The sequence below is a fragment of the Nonomuraea cavernae genome (assembly GCF_014646355.1).
In the GTDB taxonomy this organism is placed as follows: Bacteria; Actinomycetota; Actinomycetes; order Streptosporangiales; family Streptosporangiaceae; genus Nonomuraea; species Nonomuraea cavernae.
On record NZ_BMNH01000034.1, the window covers coordinates 14,044 to 30,049 of the forward strand.

15 protein-coding genes are annotated in these 16,006 nt (G+C 69.8%); 7 read left to right on the plus strand and 8 right to left on the minus strand.

The features are described 5' to 3' along the window. Window positions 1–19: 19 nt before the first annotated feature. On the minus strand, window positions 20–1,111 hold the full coding sequence (locus tag IEY82_RS34015; RefSeq protein ID WP_189128384.1) for a GNAT family N-acetyltransferase: 1,092 nt from the start codon (window positions 1,109–1,111) through the stop codon (window positions 20–22). A 55-nt stretch (window positions 1,112–1,166) separates the two neighbouring features. Between IEY82_RS34015 and IEY82_RS34020 the strand changes: the two genes are divergently transcribed. Next, window positions 1,167–2,027 carry a tRNA (adenine-N1)-methyltransferase gene (locus tag IEY82_RS34020; RefSeq protein ID WP_189128385.1) on the plus strand — a complete coding sequence of 287 codons (861 nt, stop codon included), beginning with the start codon at window positions 1,167–1,169 and terminating at the stop codon, window positions 2,025–2,027. Window positions 2,028–2,231: 204 nt separating this feature from the next. Beyond that, window positions 2,232–3,995 (plus strand): proteasome ATPase, encoded by a 1,764-nt coding sequence (gene arc, locus IEY82_RS34025; RefSeq protein ID WP_189128386.1) that lies wholly within the window; start codon window positions 2,232–2,234, stop codon window positions 3,993–3,995. Window positions 3,996–4,115: 120 nt separating this feature from the next. On the opposite strand, the gene IEY82_RS34030 is transcribed toward arc, so the two are convergent. Beyond that, a complete protein-coding gene (locus IEY82_RS34030) occupies window positions 4,116–4,895 on the minus strand; it encodes a serine hydrolase (RefSeq protein ID WP_225263647.1) in 780 nt (259 codons plus the stop codon). Between the two features lie 115 nt (window positions 4,896–5,010). Here IEY82_RS34030 and IEY82_RS34035 point away from each other — a divergent pair, with 115 nt between their 5' ends. Both IEY82_RS34035 and dop read left to right on the plus strand, forming a co-directional pair. Then, window positions 5,011–6,129: an acyltransferase family protein gene (locus IEY82_RS34035; RefSeq protein ID WP_189128388.1), complete on the plus strand. Its 1,119-nt coding sequence runs from the start codon at window positions 5,011–5,013 to the stop codon at window positions 6,127–6,129. A gap of 201 nt (window positions 6,130–6,330) precedes the next feature. After that, window positions 6,331–7,845 (plus strand): depupylase/deamidase Dop, encoded by a 1,515-nt coding sequence (gene dop / locus IEY82_RS34040; protein WP_263648477.1) that lies wholly within the window; start codon window positions 6,331–6,333, stop codon window positions 7,843–7,845. Between the two features lie 69 nt (window positions 7,846–7,914). On the opposite strand, the gene IEY82_RS34045 is transcribed toward dop, so the two are convergent. Next, entirely contained in the window at window positions 7,915–8,289 is a 375-nt protein-coding gene (locus tag IEY82_RS34045) for a hypothetical protein (protein ID WP_225263649.1), read from the minus strand. Window positions 8,290–8,467: 178 nt separating this feature from the next. Here IEY82_RS34045 and IEY82_RS34050 point away from each other — a divergent pair, with 178 nt between their 5' ends. Next, the gene (locus IEY82_RS34050) at window positions 8,468–8,677 is read left to right on the plus strand and encodes a ubiquitin-like protein Pup (RefSeq protein WP_189128390.1); all 210 of its coding nucleotides are present in this window, start codon (window positions 8,468–8,470) and stop codon (window positions 8,675–8,677) included. A gap of 89 nt (window positions 8,678–8,766) precedes the next feature. Here the strand turns inward: IEY82_RS34050 and IEY82_RS34055 are convergent, their stop codons facing one another. The 5 genes from IEY82_RS34055 to IEY82_RS34075 are packed head-to-tail and all read right to left on the minus strand — an operon-like array spanning window position 8,767 to window position 13,965. Further along, window positions 8,767–9,825 (minus strand): DNA polymerase IV, encoded by a 1,059-nt coding sequence (locus IEY82_RS34055; RefSeq protein ID WP_189128391.1) that lies wholly within the window; start codon window positions 9,823–9,825, stop codon window positions 8,767–8,769. A 16-nt stretch (window positions 9,826–9,841) separates the two neighbouring features. After that, window positions 9,842–10,888: an ABC transporter ATP-binding protein gene (locus IEY82_RS34060; protein ID WP_189128392.1), complete on the minus strand. Its 1,047-nt coding sequence runs from the start codon at window positions 10,886–10,888 to the stop codon at window positions 9,842–9,844. After that, entirely contained in the window at window positions 10,885–11,703 is an 819-nt protein-coding gene (locus tag IEY82_RS34065) for a carbohydrate ABC transporter permease (protein WP_189128393.1), read from the minus strand. The genes IEY82_RS34060 and IEY82_RS34065 overlap by 4 nt, the downstream gene beginning before the upstream one ends. Next, window positions 11,700–12,611, minus strand: coding sequence for a carbohydrate ABC transporter permease (locus IEY82_RS34070; RefSeq protein WP_189128394.1), 912 nt, complete (start codon window positions 12,609–12,611; stop codon window positions 11,700–11,702). The genes IEY82_RS34065 and IEY82_RS34070 overlap by 4 nt, the downstream gene beginning before the upstream one ends. After that, window positions 12,598–13,965 (minus strand): extracellular solute-binding protein, encoded by a 1,368-nt coding sequence (locus IEY82_RS34075; RefSeq protein WP_189128395.1) that lies wholly within the window; start codon window positions 13,963–13,965, stop codon window positions 12,598–12,600. The genes IEY82_RS34070 and IEY82_RS34075 overlap by 14 nt, the downstream gene beginning before the upstream one ends. 219 nt (window positions 13,966–14,184) lie before the next feature. Here IEY82_RS34075 and prcB point away from each other — a divergent pair, with 219 nt between their 5' ends. Both prcB and prcA read left to right on the plus strand, forming a co-directional pair. Next, window positions 14,185–15,033: a proteasome subunit beta gene (gene prcB / locus IEY82_RS34080; RefSeq protein ID WP_189128396.1), complete on the plus strand. Its 849-nt coding sequence runs from the start codon at window positions 14,185–14,187 to the stop codon at window positions 15,031–15,033. A gap of 20 nt (window positions 15,034–15,053) precedes the next feature. Then, window positions 15,054–15,884 (plus strand): proteasome subunit alpha, encoded by an 831-nt coding sequence (gene prcA / locus IEY82_RS34085; RefSeq protein ID WP_189128397.1) that lies wholly within the window; start codon window positions 15,054–15,056, stop codon window positions 15,882–15,884. The last annotated feature ends 122 nt before the right edge of the window (window positions 15,885–16,006 follow it).

A 16,006-nucleotide genomic window follows, 5' to 3' on the forward strand; every position in this document is an offset into this window, starting at 1 on the left:
TCGGACAGGTCGCGGGTCTCTAACGCGGGCGCAGCAGTACCCACTCCACGTCGTCGCTCCGCGTCCCGTCCGACTGGGGGAACAACTCCCGGTGCACGGACTCACGGCTGAACCCCGCGCGCTCCAGCACCCCGTGGGAGGCGGTGTTGGAGATGTCGGTGCCCGCCACGATCCGGTGCAGCGTCGTACGGGCGAACGCCCAGTCGGTCAGCAGGCGTACCGCCCGGGTCATGAACCCCCGGCCGCGGAAGGCGGATCGCAGGGAATAGCCGATCATGGCCTGCCCCAGCACCGGCGTCACCTGCATCAGCTGCAGGTGCCCGGCGAACGCCCCGGAGGCGGCGTCGCGGACCGCCAGCTCGATCCGCTGCCCCGACACCCACCAGTAGCCGGTGTAGCGGCAGCGGCGCCGGTCGTCGTCCAGAGTGCTGGGCGGCCCCAGGTTGTAGGCCGCCACGCTGGGCTCGGCCAGCATGCGGTGGAAGTCTCCGGCGTCCTCGGGCGCCATCTGCACGAGGCGGACCACCCCGTCGGTGAGCTCGCCCCCCTCGAACGGCGGCAGGTAGGGCGGCACGTACGCGCCGGAGTCGTGGGCGAGACGGGCGAAGCAGATGAAGTCGGTGCGACGGCCGTCGCGCAGCATTTTGGCGTCCCGCCTGCGCCCCTCCTCGGTGAAGCCGGCCTTGCCGGCGACCCGCAGGCTGGCGATGTTCTCCACGATCGCCTGGATCTCGACCCGGTGGACGCCATGGTCGAACAGCCATTCCGCGACCGCCCGCGCGGCGGTGCTCGCCACTCCCTTGCCGCGCGCCCACGGCGCGACCAGATAGCCCATCTCCACCGTGGCCTGCTCGTCGGGCGCCGAGACGCCCACGGATCCCACGTAGCGGCCGTTCTCGGTGATCGCGAACTCCGCGCCGCCGCACTCCCACTTCGCCGCGGCGGCCGTCAGGTAGGCGCGGGCGTCGCGTGGCGTGTAGGGCGCCGGCAGGGCAGGCAGGAACTCGGCCGTCACCGGGTCGTCGCAGGCGGCGACGATCGACTCGGCGTCCGCCCCGGCCGGGGCGCGCAGCACCAGCGAGCCCGAGGAGATCATTTCACGCGGGAACATCCCTCATAGATATCGCGCGTCTGGACGCGCCCGAAAGCCCTATAACCTTGCCGACATGGGTTTCCGCAGGCATGGGCCGTTCCAGGCGGGGGATCAGGTGCAGCTCACCGACCCCAAGAACAAGCGTCACACGATCACGCTCAAGCAGGACGGCGTCTTCCACACGCACAAGGGCGCCATCCCGCACAGCGACCTGATCGGCCAGCCCGAAGGCTCCGTGGTGCGCTCCTCGGGCGGCACCCAGTACCTCGCCTTCCGCCATCTGCTGCAGGACTACACCCTCGCCATGCCGCGCGGCGCCGCCGTGATCTATCCGAAGGACGCCGCGCAGATCGTCGGCATGGCCGACATCTTCCCGGGCGCCCGGGTGATCGAGGCCGGCGTCGGCTCCGGCGCGCTGACCTGCTTCCTGCTGCGCGCCGTCGGCCCCGAGGGCCGCGTCACGTCGTACGAGCGCCGCCAGGACTTCGCCGACGTCGCCCGCACGAACGTGGAGCGGTTCTTCGGCACCGAGCCGGGCGGCCCGGCCGACAACTGGCGGCTGGTCGTGGGCGACCTGGTGGCCTCGATCGACGAGATCGACGTCGACCGCGTCATCCTCGACATGCTCGCTCCCTGGGAGTGCGTCGACGCGGTCGCCAAGGCCCTCACGCCGGGCGGTGTGATCTGCTGTTACGTGGCGACGACCACCCAGCTGTCGAAGACCGTGGAGGTCATTCGCGATCACGGGAGTTTCACCGAGCCCCATGCGTGGGAGACCCTGGTTCGCGACTGGCATGTCGAAGGCCTCGCCGTACGACCCGACCATCGGATGATCGGGCACACGGGGTTCCTCGTCACCGCCCGCCGCATGGCGGACGGTGTGGCGCCCCCGCCGCGACGCCGACGACCGAAGGGAACCACCGAGGAACTATGACGATTTGGCCACGAGGCTGCGTTGGTACGTGACACGGGAACAGACGGCGGCGTTCATGTGCTGGCAGTATCAAACGCGCTATTAGGGATTAATCACCGAATACTGCATGCCACTCGACGAACACTGCCCGGCCAGGTTACGGAGGGGCCCGAGATAGGTAAGGTCCTTAGTAGTCGCCCTCGACTGGGAAGGAGGTGACGGGGCGTGGCAGCTCGCGATGATGCTGAGGCTCGAGCCGCGCAGCGCGAACGGGAGGTCGCTGATCTTTCAACACAGGTCTCCTTCCTCCAAGAGGAGATCACCGCGCTGAGGCGGAAGCTGGCCGAGTCACCCCGTCAGGCCAGAGTCCTCGAAGAGCGCCTTCATGAGGCACAGGCAAACCTCGCGGCCGTTACCGGCCAGAACGAACGCCTGGTGGCCACACTCAAGGAGGCCAGGGACCAGATCGTTGCTCTCAAGGAGGAGGTCGACCGGCTGGCGCAGCCGCCATCCGGGTTCGGCACCTTCCTCGAGGCCCGGGAAGACGGCACGATCGAGGTGTTCACCGGCGGTCGCAAGCTGCGGGTCAACGTCAGCCCGGCCGTCGACGTCGACTCGCTGCGGCGTGGCCAGGAGGTCATGCTCAACGAGGCCCTCAACGTGGTCGAAGCCCTCGGCTACGAAGAGATCGGCGAGATCGTGATGCTCAAGGAGTTGCTCGACGAGGGCCGGCGCGCCCTGGTCATCTCGCACGCCGACGAGGAGCGCGTCGTGCGGCTGGCCGAGTCGCTGGTCGGCCAGCCCATCAGGGCGGGTGACTCGCTCCTTCTGGAGCCCCGGTCGGGCTACGTCTACGAGCGCATTCCCAAGTCCGAAGTCGAAGAGCTCGTCCTCGAAGAGGTCCCCGACATCTCCTACGAGGAGATCGGCGGCCTGATGCGGCAGATCGAGCAGATCAGGGACGCCATCGAGCTGCCCTACCTGCACGCCGACCTGTTCCGCGAGCACAAGCTGCGTCCGCCCAAGGGCGTGCTGCTCTACGGCCCTCCCGGCTGTGGCAAGACGCTCATCGCCAAGGCCGTCGCCAACTCCCTGGCCAAGCAGGTCGCGGAGAAGACCGGCCAGTCCGGCAAGAGCTTCTTCCTCAACATCAAGGGCCCCGAGCTGCTCAACAAGTACGTCGGCGAGACCGAGCGGCACATCCGCCTGGTCTTCCAGCGGGCCCGCGAGAAGGCCTCCGAGGGCACCCCGGTGATCGTGTTCTTCGACGAGATGGACTCGATCTTCCGGACCCGTGGCTCGGGCGTGTCGTCCGACGTGGAGAACACCATCGTGCCCCAGCTGCTGTCGGAGATCGACGGTGTCGAGGGCCTGGAGAACGTCATCGTCATCGGCGCCTCCAACCGCGAGGACATGATCGACCCGGCGATCCTGCGGCCCGGCCGCCTGGACGTCAAGATCAAGATCGAGCGGCCGGACGCCGAGGCGGCCAAGGACATCTTCTCGAAGTACCTCATCCCGGATCTGCCGCTGCACCCGGACGACCTGTCCGAGCACAGCGACTCCCGCGAGGCCACCATCCACGGCATGATCCAGAGCGTCGTCGAGCGCATGTACACCGAGAGCGAGGAGAACCGCTTCCTCGAGGTGACCTACGCCAACGGCGACAAGGAAGTCCTCTACTTCAAGGACTTCAACTCCGGCGCGATGATCCAGAACATCGTCGACCGCGGCAAGAAGATGGCGATCAAGCAGTTCCTGGAGAGCGGCCAGAAGGGCCTGCGGGTGCAGCACCTGCTCACGGCCTGCGTGGACGAGTTCTCCGAGAACGAAGACCTGCCCAACACCACCAACCCCGACGACTGGGCCCGCATCTCCGGCAAGAAGGGCGAGCGGATCGTCTACATCCGCACCCTCGTCTCCGGCAAGCAGGGCGCCGAAGCCGGCCGTTCCATCGACACGGTGGCCAACACCGGCCAGTACCTGTAGGCACAGGCCGGTCACACGGCACAGAGGGGCCGCGCGGAACACCGCGCGGCCCCTTCCGCGTCCGCCGGACCACCGCCCGGCCCGGCCGCCCACCAGCGCGCCCGGGCCGCCCGGGCGGCGCTACGCGTTCGCCGCCCGCGGCAGGGCGCCGGGGACGGCCGCGATCAGCCTGCCCGCCCGCCGTACGGCGGGCACGAGGCCCGCGTCGGAGCCGGGCGGGCCGGCGGCGAGCACGGCGTAGGCGATCGTGCCCATGAGCCCCACGTCCGACCGGACACCGTCGTCGGTGCCGGTCTTGTTCGCGATCCACGACCCCTCCGGATCGTGCGCGACCAGCCCCGGCACGAGACCGTGATCGGTGTTGGCCAGCATCCAGCCGCGCAGCCGTGCCCGCCAGCCGCCCCCGGAGGCGATGCGCTCCGCCAGGCCCGACAGCTCCCTGGCGGTGCCCACGGCGAACGTCGGAGGGTGCCCGGGCCCGCGCGGCTCCCTGATCCGGTCCAGCAACCGGGTGCGCGCCAGGCCCAGCCCGGCCGCCGCCTCGTTCACCCGGTCGAGGCCCACCCGGCGCAGCAGCACGTTCGTCGCCGTGTTGTCGCTCACCGACGCCGTGAGCAGGGCCAGGTCGGCCACCGTCCACGTACGCGCCGCCAGGCCCGTCAGCAGCCCCGACCCGGCGCACAGGTCGTCCTCGCGCACCGCCAGCGGCTCCGCCGGGTCGAGCCGCCCGTCCTCCACGCCCATCGCCATCTCGGCCAGCAGCAGCAGCTTGCCCACGCTGGCCAGCGGGAGCTCCACATCCTCGTTCAACGCCGCGGCGAACCCGGGACGGCCCGGCACGCGTACGGCCACCGCCAGCGTGCCCGGACAGTCCGCGGCGATCCTCTTGAAATCGGTCACGGAGCACACGATTTCACGGACCGCACACCGGCCCCCGAACCGCCTCCCACGCGGGAAAACAGGGAAAGCCGGGGCTGATGGAACCAAAGTGATCAATATGATCGTCTAAAGGAGCGTGCATCAACCCAACCGGCCGAGGCATGCTCGCGGGGACGGCCGGCTGGCCGAACTCGACCTGCTGCGGTTCATCGCCGCGCTGGCCGTGCTCGCCTTCCACTACCTCGTCGCGTACGCCTCCGTGTGGGGCGACCGGCCCGCCGAGCTCTTTCCCGCCCTCGCCCCGTTCGCCGGGCTGGGCATCCTCGGCGTCGAGCTGTTCTTCGTCATCAGCGGCTTCGTCATCCTGATGAGCGCCTGGGGGCGCGGAGTCGGCGCGTTCGCCAGGTCCAGGCTGGTCAGGCTCTATCCGGCCTACTGGCTCAGCCTGCTGGCCGTTGCCGGTCTCTACGCGTTCACCGGCGCCAAGGCGCTCGACCCGAAGCTCTCGGCCGGCGAGTACCTGGTCAACGCCACGATGTTCCAGCGGTTGTTCGGCGTCACCGACGCGGCCGGCGTCTACTGGTCGCTCTGGGCCGAGCTCCGCTTCTACCTGCTCATGGCGATCCTGGTGATCATCGGCATCACCTTCGGCCGGGTGCTGGCCTTCTGCGGGATCTGGCTGGTGGCCGCGTTGGGCGCCGAGTTACTCGGCAACGATCTCGTCAACCAGATCGTCATGCCCCGCTACGCCCCCTACTTCGTCGCCGGCATGGCGCTCTACCTGATCCACAAGCACGGGAGCGCCTGGCTGCCCTGGTTGTACGTGGTCGCCGGCTGGGCCATGTCGCTGCACTCCGCGCTCGAACGCGTGCACGGCCGGATCAAGGTCGCCGGGTTCAAGAACATGCCGGTCAGCGACGTCAGCGTCATCATCACGATCACGGTCGTCTTCGCCGCGATGGCGCTCGTGGCGCTCGGGGTGCTCAGGCTCAGGCCGTCCAGGGTGCTCACCGCGCTCGGCGGCACGACCTACCCGTTGTACCTGTTCCACTCCGTGGTCGCGGTGGCCCTCGTCCCGCCGCTGGTGAGCCGGCTGGATCCGTGGCTGGTCGCCACGATCACCACGCTCGCCGCCGTGCTCCTGTCGTATCTGGTGTACGCCTTCGCCGAACGTCCCGTCCAGCGCCTGTTCAGACCCCGGGGGCGCGCGGCCCCGGCGCCCGTCGCGCCCAGGGAGCGGGTGCCGTCGGGCTGAGCGGCCGAAGGAACGCCGGGCCGTGGCACGGGAGGCGAAACGCCCTGCCCCACGCGTGGACGGCGGTCGCGGGAGGCCCGGCCGTACAGGTTCTGAAGGCGTCGGTGCCATAACTCTGTGACCCTGGGGCACTGTGAAGGGCATAGGCTCAGGCATATAAACGGCGGATAGAACTGACCCCAGACGAACAGAGGGTGTTGCATGACGGTGCGTCGGGTGATGGGCATCGAGACCGAGTACGGCATCTCCGTCCCCGGTCAGCCAGGCGCCAATGCGATGGTGACCTCCTCGCAGGTGGTGAACGCCTACCTGGCCGCCTCGGCGGCCCGCGCCCGCAGGGCGCGGTGGGACTTCGAGGAGGAGAACCCACTGCGCGACGCGCGGGGGTTCGACCTGGCCCGGGAGGTCGCCGATCCCACCCAGCTGACGGACGAGGACCTGGGCCTGGCCAACGTCATCCTGACCAACGGCGCCCGCCTCTACGTCGACCACGCCCATCCCGAATACTCCACGCCCGAGTGCACCAACCCGCGCGCGGCGGTCATCTGGGACAAGGCGGGCGAGCGGGTCATGTATGACGCCGCCCAGCGGGCCTCGGCCATCCCGTCCAACGCGCCGATCCAGCTGTACAAGAACAACACCGACGCCAAGGGCGCCTCCTACGGCTGCCACGAGAACTACCTGATGCGGCGCGCCACCCCGTTCGCCGACATCGTGCGCCACCTGACCCCGTTCTTCGTCTCCCGTCAGGTCGTCGTCGGCGCCGGCAAGGTCGGCATCGGCCAGGACTCCCGCGGCGAGGGCTTCCAGATCAGCCAGCGGGCCGACTTCTTCGAGGTCGAGGTGGGCCTGGAGACGACGCTCAAGCGGCCGATCATCAACACCCGCGACGAGCCGCACGCCGATCCCGAGAAGTACCGTCGCCTGCACGTGATCATCGGCGACGCCAACATGTCGGAGATCTCCACCTATCTGAAGCTCGGCACGACCGCGCTCGTCCTGGCCATGATCGAGGACGGGTTCCTGACCCGTGACCTCGCCGTGGAGAATCCCGTCCAGGCGCTGCGCGCGGTCTCTCACGACCCGGCGTGCCGCTATGAGATCCCGATGCGCGACGGCCGCAAGCTGACCGCGATCCAGCTGCAGATGGAATACCTGGAGCAGGCCCGTAAATACGTCGAGGAGCGGGGCATCGCCCAGGAAGAGATGAACAAGGACGTCCTTGACCGCTGGGAGTCCGTCCTCACCCGCCTGGCCGAGGACCCCATGCAGTTGTCCCGCGAGCTCGACTGGGTCGCCAAGCTCGAGCTCCTCGAGGGCTACCGCACGCGCGACGACCTGCCCTGGTCGCATCCCCGGCTGCAGCTCGTCGACCTGCAATACTCCGACATCCGGCCCGACCGGGGTCTCTACAACCGCCTGGTGGCCCGTGGCCGCATGCAGCGCCTGGTCACCGAGGACGAGGTCCAGCGGGCCGTCGAGAGCCCCCCGAACGACACCCGCGCCTACTTCCGCGGCCGCTGCCTGCGGCAGTACAGCGAGTCGGTCGCCGCGGCCTCCTGGGACTCCGTCATCTTCGACATCCCCGGCCGCGAGTCGCTGCAGCGGGTGCCCACCTTGGAGCCGCTGCGCGGCACCAAGGCCCATGTCGGCGAGCTGTTCGACCGCTGCCGCACCGCCGCCGACCTCGTCGCGGCGCTGACCGGCGGCGACTGACACACCGCGCCACCCGCGTCCCGGCCCACTCCATCAAGGAATCTACATGGTAAAGGCGCCGGGGCCGGATCAGATCAGTCCGATGCCCAGGGTCAGCGTGCCCGCGGCCAGGCACGCCCCGCCCAGCGTCGTCAGCCAGATCAGCCGGTTCGGCCGGGTGTCCGTCGGCCGGACCACCGACAGGAAGAACCCGAGCGGCATCAGGATCGGCGCGGCCACGATCAGCAGCCGCACCATGTCCTTCAGGCCGGCGGACAGGTCGGCCTGGTCGACGTACACCATCGCGACCAGGGCGAACAGAACCAGCACGCCCGCGTGGGCATGACCCGCGCGCCACAGGCCGCGGCGCACCGGGTTGTCCAGATAGCCGGGCGTGTTGCGCATGAGGAACGAGAGCAGTGAGACGCCGCCGAAGGCGACCGTCGGCACTGTGATGAGCAGCACACCTGCCGTGCTGAGGGATGAAGGGGACATCGTGGACCTCCGATGGGAACGTGGATCCAGTATTAGATAGGAGTGCTATCTAGTCAACCCGGCAAGATCGCCGGGCGATCGACGCGCATTGTGGTCCGGTTCGGGGAAGATATGGGGGAGAGGGAGTCCCCCACCATGGAGGTAGGACATGGCCAGCAAGGACACCGGCGGGCAGAAGCAGACCGGCCGGCGCGAGTCCGAGGTCGAGGAGACCGAGGCCTCGGCGGCACCCGATGTGCAGGAGCGCCAGGAGAAGCTCACCGACGACGTGGACGCGATCCTGGACGAGATCGACGAGGTTCTCGAAGAGAACGCTGAGGAGTTCGTGCGCTCGTACGTGCAGAAGGGCGGAGAGTAACCGGCAGGCGCGAGAGAGCCTACAGGGAGACCTCGTTCGAGGACTGCGAGGGCGCCGAGGGCGTCCGATGAGGAGGCGCGCTCGGCGTTCTACGGGAGGGCCGTGCGGCTCTGATCCGGCATCGCGTAGTCGACCGCCACGCCGAGCAGGCGGACGGGGCGATCGAGATCGAAGCGGCCGAGCACGGCCAGCGCGGCGCGGGTCAGCTCCGCCGCGTCGGTGGTCGGCACGGGGAGTGTGGACTGCCGGGTACGCGTGAGGAAGGGCGCGAACCGTACCTTGACCGCGACCCTGACGATCACCCGGTTCCCGGCGGCGGCGTCGGCGGCGACCCGCCCGGCCAGTGCCGCGACGTGGGCGGCGATCTCCGTGCCGTCGGTGAGGTCCGCGGCGAAGGTGGTCTCGCGGCTGTGGCCGCGCGGCACCCACGGGGTGGTGACGATCTCCGCTTCGCCCTTGCCCAGCGCGAGCCAGTGATACCAGGGTCCATTGGTGGGGCCGAAGTGACGCGCGAGCTCGGCGGGGTCGGCGGCGGCCAGCTCGGCGACCGTGCGCAGGCCGAGACCGGCGAGCCTCCTGGAGATTTTCGCCCCGATGCCCCAGAGGGCGTCGGTGGGGCGCCGGTACATGACCTCAGCCCAGTTCTCGCCCGTGAGCCGGAAGACTCCGGCCGGTTTGGCCAACCCGGACGCCAGCTTGGCCTGATGTTTGTTGTCGCCGATGCCCACCGAGCACGACAGCCCGGTCTCGGCGAGCACCGCCCGCCGGATGGCGGCGGCGAGTGCCTCGGGGTCGTCGGTGCGGGCGCCGACGAACGCCTCGTCCCATCCCCAGACCTCTACCTCCGCCGGGAACGCGCGCAACGTGGCCATGACGCGCTCCGAGGCCGCCTCGTAGGCGGGCGGGTCGGTGGGCAGGAAGACGGCGTCGGGGCACAGCCTGAGCGCCGTCCGCAACGGCATCCCGGAGCGCACCCCGTGGGCACGGGCCTCGTAGGTGGCGGTGGCGGCCACGGTGCGCGGCCGCGTGGGATCACCCGAGCCGCCCACGACGACGGGCCTGCCACGCAGCTCGGGACGGCGCAGGAGCTCGACCGCGGCGATGAACTGGTCGAGGTCCACGTGCAGGATCCAGTCCCTGGTGGACATGACGTCCAGTATGCCGTTAGGGGGCCAGCAGCTCCCCGTCGCGGTAGACCAGGGCGCGGCGCGGGACGGCCCAGGCGTGATCCCCGAGCCGCGGCTCGTCGCCCTCGTCGACCACGGCCTGGACGAAGGTGCCGCCCTCTTCGAGGGTGACCAGGGTGCTGGTGCCGAGGTTCTCCAGGACCGAGACGGTGCCGGGGAAGGCGTCGGGGCGTTCGGTGGGGGACAGGTCCATGTACTCGGGACGCACGCCGTACACGAGATCGTCGCCGTCGGTGAGGCCGGCCGGGGCGGGCAGGACGGCGCCGGCCGCGTACAGCGAGCCGCCCGCGGCCCTGGCCGGCAGCAGGTTCATCGGCGTGGAGCCGATGAAGGAGGCGACGAACGTGGTGGCGGGGCGCTGGAAGACCTCGGCGGGCGTGCCGACCTGGATCATCCGTCCCCGCGACATGACGGCGATGCGGTCGGCGAGCGCGAGGGCCTCGGCCTGGTCGTGGGTGACGAAGACGGTGGTGACGGCGAGCTCACGCTGCAGGCGTTTGAGGAACGTACGCGCCTCGAGGCGCAGGCGGGCGTCGAGGTTGGACAGCGGCTCGTCGAACAGGAAGGCGGTGGGGTGGCAGGCGATGGCGCGGGCGAGGGCGACGCGCTGCTGCTGGCCGCCGGAGAGCTGGGCCGGGCGGCGGCGCAGGAGCTCCGACAGGCTGAGCCGCCGGGCGACGTCGGCGGCCTTGGCGAGGCGCTCGGCCCGGGGCACCTTGCGGATGCGCAGGGGGTAGGCGATGTTCTCGGTGACGTCCATGTGAGGGAAGAGCGCGTAGTCCTGGAAGACCATGGCGACGTTCCTGCGGCCGGGCGGCAGGCATGTGACGTCCCTCTGGTTGATGGAGATGGTTCCGGAGCCGGCGGTCTCCAGGCCCGCGATGGTCCGCAGCAGCGTCGTCTTGCCGCAGCCCGACGGGCCGAGCAGGGCGAAGAACTCGCCGTCTCCGATCGTGAGGTCGATGCCGTCGAGGGCGCGCACGCCGCCGGGGAACACCTTGGTTAGGCCGTGCAGGGAGATCACCGCTTGATCCCTCCGTGGAAGCGGAAACCGTAACGCTGCGAGACGAACAGGTACATGGCCACCACCGGCAGCGAGTAGAGCAGCGAGAAGGTGGAGATGAGGTCGAGCTTGGGCGCGCCGCCCTCGGTGTAGAGGGTGTAGAGGATGACCGAGCCGGGCGCCTTGTCCGGGTCGCGCAACAGGATGAACTGGAACAGGAACCCGCCCCACACGCTGGCCAGCGCCCACACGGCGATGGTGGCCAGGCCCGGCCGCACCAGCGGCATCACGATGTGCCGCAGGATCTGCAGCGAGGAGGCGCCGAAGACCCGGGCCGACTCCTCGTACGAGGTCGGCGTCTCGTCCATGAAGTCCTTCAGAATGAAGATCGCCGCGGGCAGCAGGCCGCCGGAGACGACGAGGATGACGCCGAGGTGGGTGTCGATCAGGGCGAGCCGGGTGGCCAGCTCGAAGATGGGCACCATGGCCGCGGTGCCGGTGACCACCGATGACAGCAGCAGGAGCAGGTAGAGCAGCACGTCGCGGCCGGGCACCCGGACCCGCGAGAGCGCGTAGGCGGCCAGCGCGGCCAGCACGACGACCAGCGCCGCCGCGCCGCCGCCCTGGATGAGCGAGTTGCGGATCGAGCCCAGCGCGTACGGGTTGTCGAGGATGACGGCGAAGTTGTTCAGCGTGAACTCGGGGACGGACGTGGTGATCGCGGGGCTGTCGTCGAACGGCGCGCTGGCCAGCCAGAGCATCGGCAGCGCGAAGAAGGCGAGCACGACCGCGAGGAACACGGTGGACACCAGCCGTCCGACGGTGTGCCTGATCATGCTGGGGGACCTCCCGTCAGCGCGGCCTCCCGCCTGCGCCGGTCCCGCAGCAACCGCAGGTACACCAGGGCGAAGGCCAGGTTGATCAGCAGGATGAGGAAGGAGACGGCGGCGCCCGCCCCGAGCTCCCCGCCCCGCAGCGCCACGTTGTAGACGTAGATCGGCAGGATCTCCGAGCGTCCCTCCGGCCCGCCGCCCGTCAGCACGAACGGGGTGAAGTCGTTGAACGTCCACAGGCTGATGAGCAGCAGGTTGGTCAGGACGTGCCGTCTGATGAGCGGCAGGACGACGTCACGGAGCTGCTGGAAGACGCTCGCCCCGGCCAGCCGGGCGGTCTCGAGGTGGGAGGGCGGCACGTTCTCCAGGGCGGCCGAGTAGAGCATCATCGAGAAGGCGGTGCCGCGCCAGACGTTGAAGACGATGATCGACAGCAGCGGGTGGTCGAGCAGCCAGGCGAACCCCGGGGTGTTCAGAAGCGCGTTGAGGGTGCCGTCGTCGCGGTCGAGCAGCGCGAACCAGAGAAACCCGACGACGGTGCTGGGCAGGATCCACGACAGCAGCACGACGCCCTCGACGAGCCGCCGCAGCCGGCCGGTGCGCGTCCGCAGCACCCAGGCCAGCGCGAACCCGAGCACGGCCTGGCCGAGGACGGCCGAGCCGCCGACGTAGCCGACGGTCAGCCAGAGCGAGCCGAGAAACCGCGGGTCCCGCAGCGCGTCGGTGTAGTTGTCCAGGCCGACGACCTGCGGGTTGGCCGCCGCCAGGCCGGTCAGCCGGTAGTCGGTGAGCCCGAGGTAGATCGTCCAGAGCGCGGGGAAGACGAGGAAGACACCGATCAGGACGAGCGCGGGCAGGACGAATCCGACCGCCCTGCCCCTGCCCAGTCCCGCGGCGTCAACCGCTGACATTGGCCGCGCCACCGACCAGTCCCTCCAGCTTGGTCCGGTAGGCGGCGGCGGCCTCCTCGGCGCTCTTGCCGCTGATCACGTCGGCGGTGGCCTCCTGCAGGATGACGGAGACCTGCGGGTAGACGGCGACGCCCGGCCGGTAGGCGGTGACGGGCAGCACCTCGTCGGCGACGAACTTCAGCATCGGGTCGCCGGTGAGCACCTCGTCGTTGACGTCGCCGCGGGAGCTGATCCGCGCCTGCCCGGCCAGCTGCGCCTTGGTGGCGGCCGCTCCGTGGATGAAGGCGAGCAGCTCCCAGGCAGCCTTCGGGTTCTTGGAGAACGGGTTGAGCACGCGCACCGCGCCGCCCGACATGCTGACGTGGTCCTGGCCCCGGATGCCGGCACCGGGCCGGATGGCGGGGATCTTGGCGTAGCCGACGGCGGTGTCGCGGTCCTTCATGGCGGCGACCCCGGCCTCGGGCTCGACCACGGACCGCCAGAAGTAGTCGCTCTCGGCCAGGATGGCGATCCTGCCCGCGGCGAACTGGGCGAACGACTTGTCGCGGCCCTTGGCCTCCTGCTGCAACCTGGGGTCGCCCAGCCCGCTGCCGCCGTAGATCTGCCGGTAGAAGCCGAGCACGTCCTTCATGGCCTGGGAGGCGCCGGTCCACCTGCCGTCGCTGTAGATCTCGGCGCCCGCGCCGGCCAGCAGCGGCAGCACGCCCTGCATGGTCGTCGCCTCGCCCATGGCGGTGCCGGCGTTGATCTGGATGGGCGTGGGGACTCCGGCGGCCTTGAGCCTGGTCCCGGCGTCGATGATCTCCTGCCAGCTCGCGGGCCGCCACGGGTCCGGCAGGCCGGCCTTCTTGAACAGCGTCCGGTTGTAGAACAGCACGCGGCCGTCGGTGCCCTGCGGCAGCCCGTACTTCTTGCCGTCGAAGATGCCGAGCCCCTGCACGGCCTGCGGGATCTGCGACCAGCCCTCCCACGTGTCGACGGCGGCGCCGCCGACCTCGGCGAGCGGCTTGATGTAGCCGGCCTGGGCGAACTCACCCACCCAGATGCCGTCCACGTCGATGACGTCGGCGCCGGTCCTCGACTTGAGGTCGAGCGCGATCTTCGTCTTGTACTGCTCGTCGTCCACGCCGCTCGGCTGGAACAGCACCTTGACGCCCGGGTGGGTCTTCTCGAACTCCGGGATCACCCACTGCTTGATCCAGTCGGCGGAGTCGGAGTTCTTGCCGCCCGAGATCGAGTTGGCGGCGATGGTGAGGGTGACGCTCTCCCCTCCGGACGGAGTTCCGGTGCCGCAGGAGCTGAGCGCCAGGATGGTCAGTGCCGCGATCACCGCAGGTCGGCTGGGGAGTCGCATGTCGGCCTCCTGTTCAGGACGTGCAGACATACCGACAATCGCACGCACCCCGGCGGCCGTAAAGAAACGATCTGAACACGGACCGGGAGCGTGAACCCGGTGTCGCGTGGGGGTGGAGCCCTCCCAAGGGGTTCGCCGTGAGCTGATCGTGGGAAGTGCAGACAGCGACGCAACATGAGTAGGGTCGCCCTAGGAACACTGACCTTTGGAGGGAGTCGCGTGGCATCGCACAGGGATCTGCCTGTCGGCTTGGTGAACCAGCTTTTCCACAACACCGGAAGTTCGTCGTTCACCGAGTTCGTCGGCTCATATGCGCCCGAGTTGCTGCCGCAGCGGGACAAAATCCTCGCCACACCGATCGGCGACCAGGTTCCCCACGCGACCACGATCGTCGCCGCCACGTTCGCGGGCGGGGTGGTGATGGCGGGCGACCGGCGGGCGACGTCGGGCAACATCATCTCGCAGCGTGACGTCGAGAAGGTGTTCCGCACCGACGACTACTCCTGCATGGGCATCGCGGGCACGGCCAGCACCGGCATCGAGATGGCCCGCCTCTACCGGGTGGAGCTGGAGCACTACGAGAAGCTCGAAGGCCGGACCATGTCGGTCAACGGCAAGGCCAACCGGCTGGCCACGATGATCCGCGGCAACCTGGCCATGGCGATGCAGGGGCTGGTGGTGGTGCCGCTGTTCGCCGCCTACGACGCCGACCGCGACGAGGGCCGGATCTTCAGCTACGACGTGGCCGGCGGGCCCTACGAGCGAGAGCGGTTCGACGCGATCGGCTCGGGCTCGATCTTCGCGCGGGGCTCGCTGAAGAAGCTCTACCGTGATGGCGCCTCCGCCGACGACATGGCGATGACGCTGATCCAGGCGCTGTACGACGCGGCCGACGACGACTCGGCGACCGGTGGCCCCGACGTCACCCGCAAGATCTGGCCGATCGTGTCCGTCATCGACGCCGACGGTTTCCGCCGGCTGACCGAGGAGCAGGTGTCCGGTTACGTCGAGCAGATGCTCGAAGCCCGCCTGATCTCGCCTGACGGCCCCATCGCCCCGCTGCGCTAGAAAGGACCATCACGGTGTCCATGCCTTTCGGATATGCGTCCCCTGAGCAGATCATGCGGGACAAGGCGGACTACGCGCGCAAGGGCATAGCGCGGGGCCGCTCCGTCGTCGTGCTGCAGTACGCCGACGGCATCCTGTTCGTCGCGCCCAACCCGTCCCGGGCGCTGCACAAGATCAGCGAGATCTACGACCGCATCGGCTTCGCCGCGGTCGGCCGCTACAACGAGTTCGAGGAGCTGCGGCTCGGCGGCATCCGCTACGCCGACATCAACGGCTACACCTACGACCGCTCCGACGTGACCGGCCGCGGTCTGGCCAACCTCTACGCCTCCAACCTGGGCCGCATCTTCACCGAGTCGATCAAGTCGCTGGAGGTGGAGGTGGTCGTGGCCGAGGTGGGCGACACCCCCGACGGCGACGCCATCTACCGGCTGACCTTCGACGGCTCGGTCTTCGATGAGCACGGCTTCGCCGCGATGGGCGGCCAGGCCGAGGCGGTGTCGACGCGGGTCAAGGAGCGCTACCGCGAGGCGATGCCGCTGGCCGAGGCGCTGGAGACGGCGGTGGTGGCACTGACCGAGCCGGGCGGCGAGCGGCCGCCGGTCGGGCAGCTCGAGGTGGCGGTGCTCGACCGCAACCGCGAGCACCGCAAGTTCCTCCGGATCACCGGTGCGCGCCTCGAACGCCTGCTCGCCCAGACGACCGGGCCCGTCGAGTCGGCTGAGCCGGCCGAGCCGGAGTCCGGTTCCGGCGATGCGACCACCGGCCCCGAGAGCGGGTCCGGCGCCGCGCCCCAAGCCCCGCCGACCGGCCCCGACGGCGACGTGGACGACGGGTCCTCTCCGCTGTAGGGCTCGGCGTCCGCCCGTGGTGCCCGGCGGGGGCGACGCCCCCGCCTTCCGCGTTCCGGTGTTCGTGCGGGAAAGCCGGTGCGTGGTGTTCCGGCCTCGCGCGGGAACGACCCCGATACGCG

Coding starts and splice junctions, on each gene's coding strand:
- IEY82_RS34015 (WP_189128384.1), bottom strand. CDS start 1,111: ATGTTCCCGCGTGAAATGATCTCCTCGGGCTCGCTGGTGCTGCGCGCC.
- IEY82_RS34050 (WP_189128390.1), top strand. CDS start 8,468: ATGGCCAGCAAGGACACCGGCGGGCAGAAGCAGACCGGCCGGCGCGAG.
- IEY82_RS34055 (WP_189128391.1), bottom strand. CDS start 9,825: ATGTCCACCAGGGACTGGATCCTGCACGTGGACCTCGACCAGTTCATC.
- IEY82_RS34070 (WP_189128394.1), bottom strand. CDS start 12,611: ATGTCAGCGGTTGACGCCGCGGGACTGGGCAGGGGCAGGGCGGTCGGA.
- dop (WP_263648477.1), top strand. CDS start 6,331: ATGACGGTGCGTCGGGTGATGGGCATCGAGACCGAGTACGGCATCTCC.
- IEY82_RS34020 (WP_189128385.1), top strand. CDS start 1,167: ATGGGTTTCCGCAGGCATGGGCCGTTCCAGGCGGGGGATCAGGTGCAG.
- IEY82_RS34065 (WP_189128393.1), bottom strand. CDS start 11,703: ATGATCAGGCACACCGTCGGACGGCTGGTGTCCACCGTGTTCCTCGCG.
- prcA (WP_189128397.1), top strand. CDS start 15,054: ATGCCTTTCGGATATGCGTCCCCTGAGCAGATCATGCGGGACAAGGCG.
- IEY82_RS34075 (WP_189128395.1), bottom strand. CDS start 13,965: ATGCGACTCCCCAGCCGACCTGCGGTGATCGCGGCACTGACCATCCTG.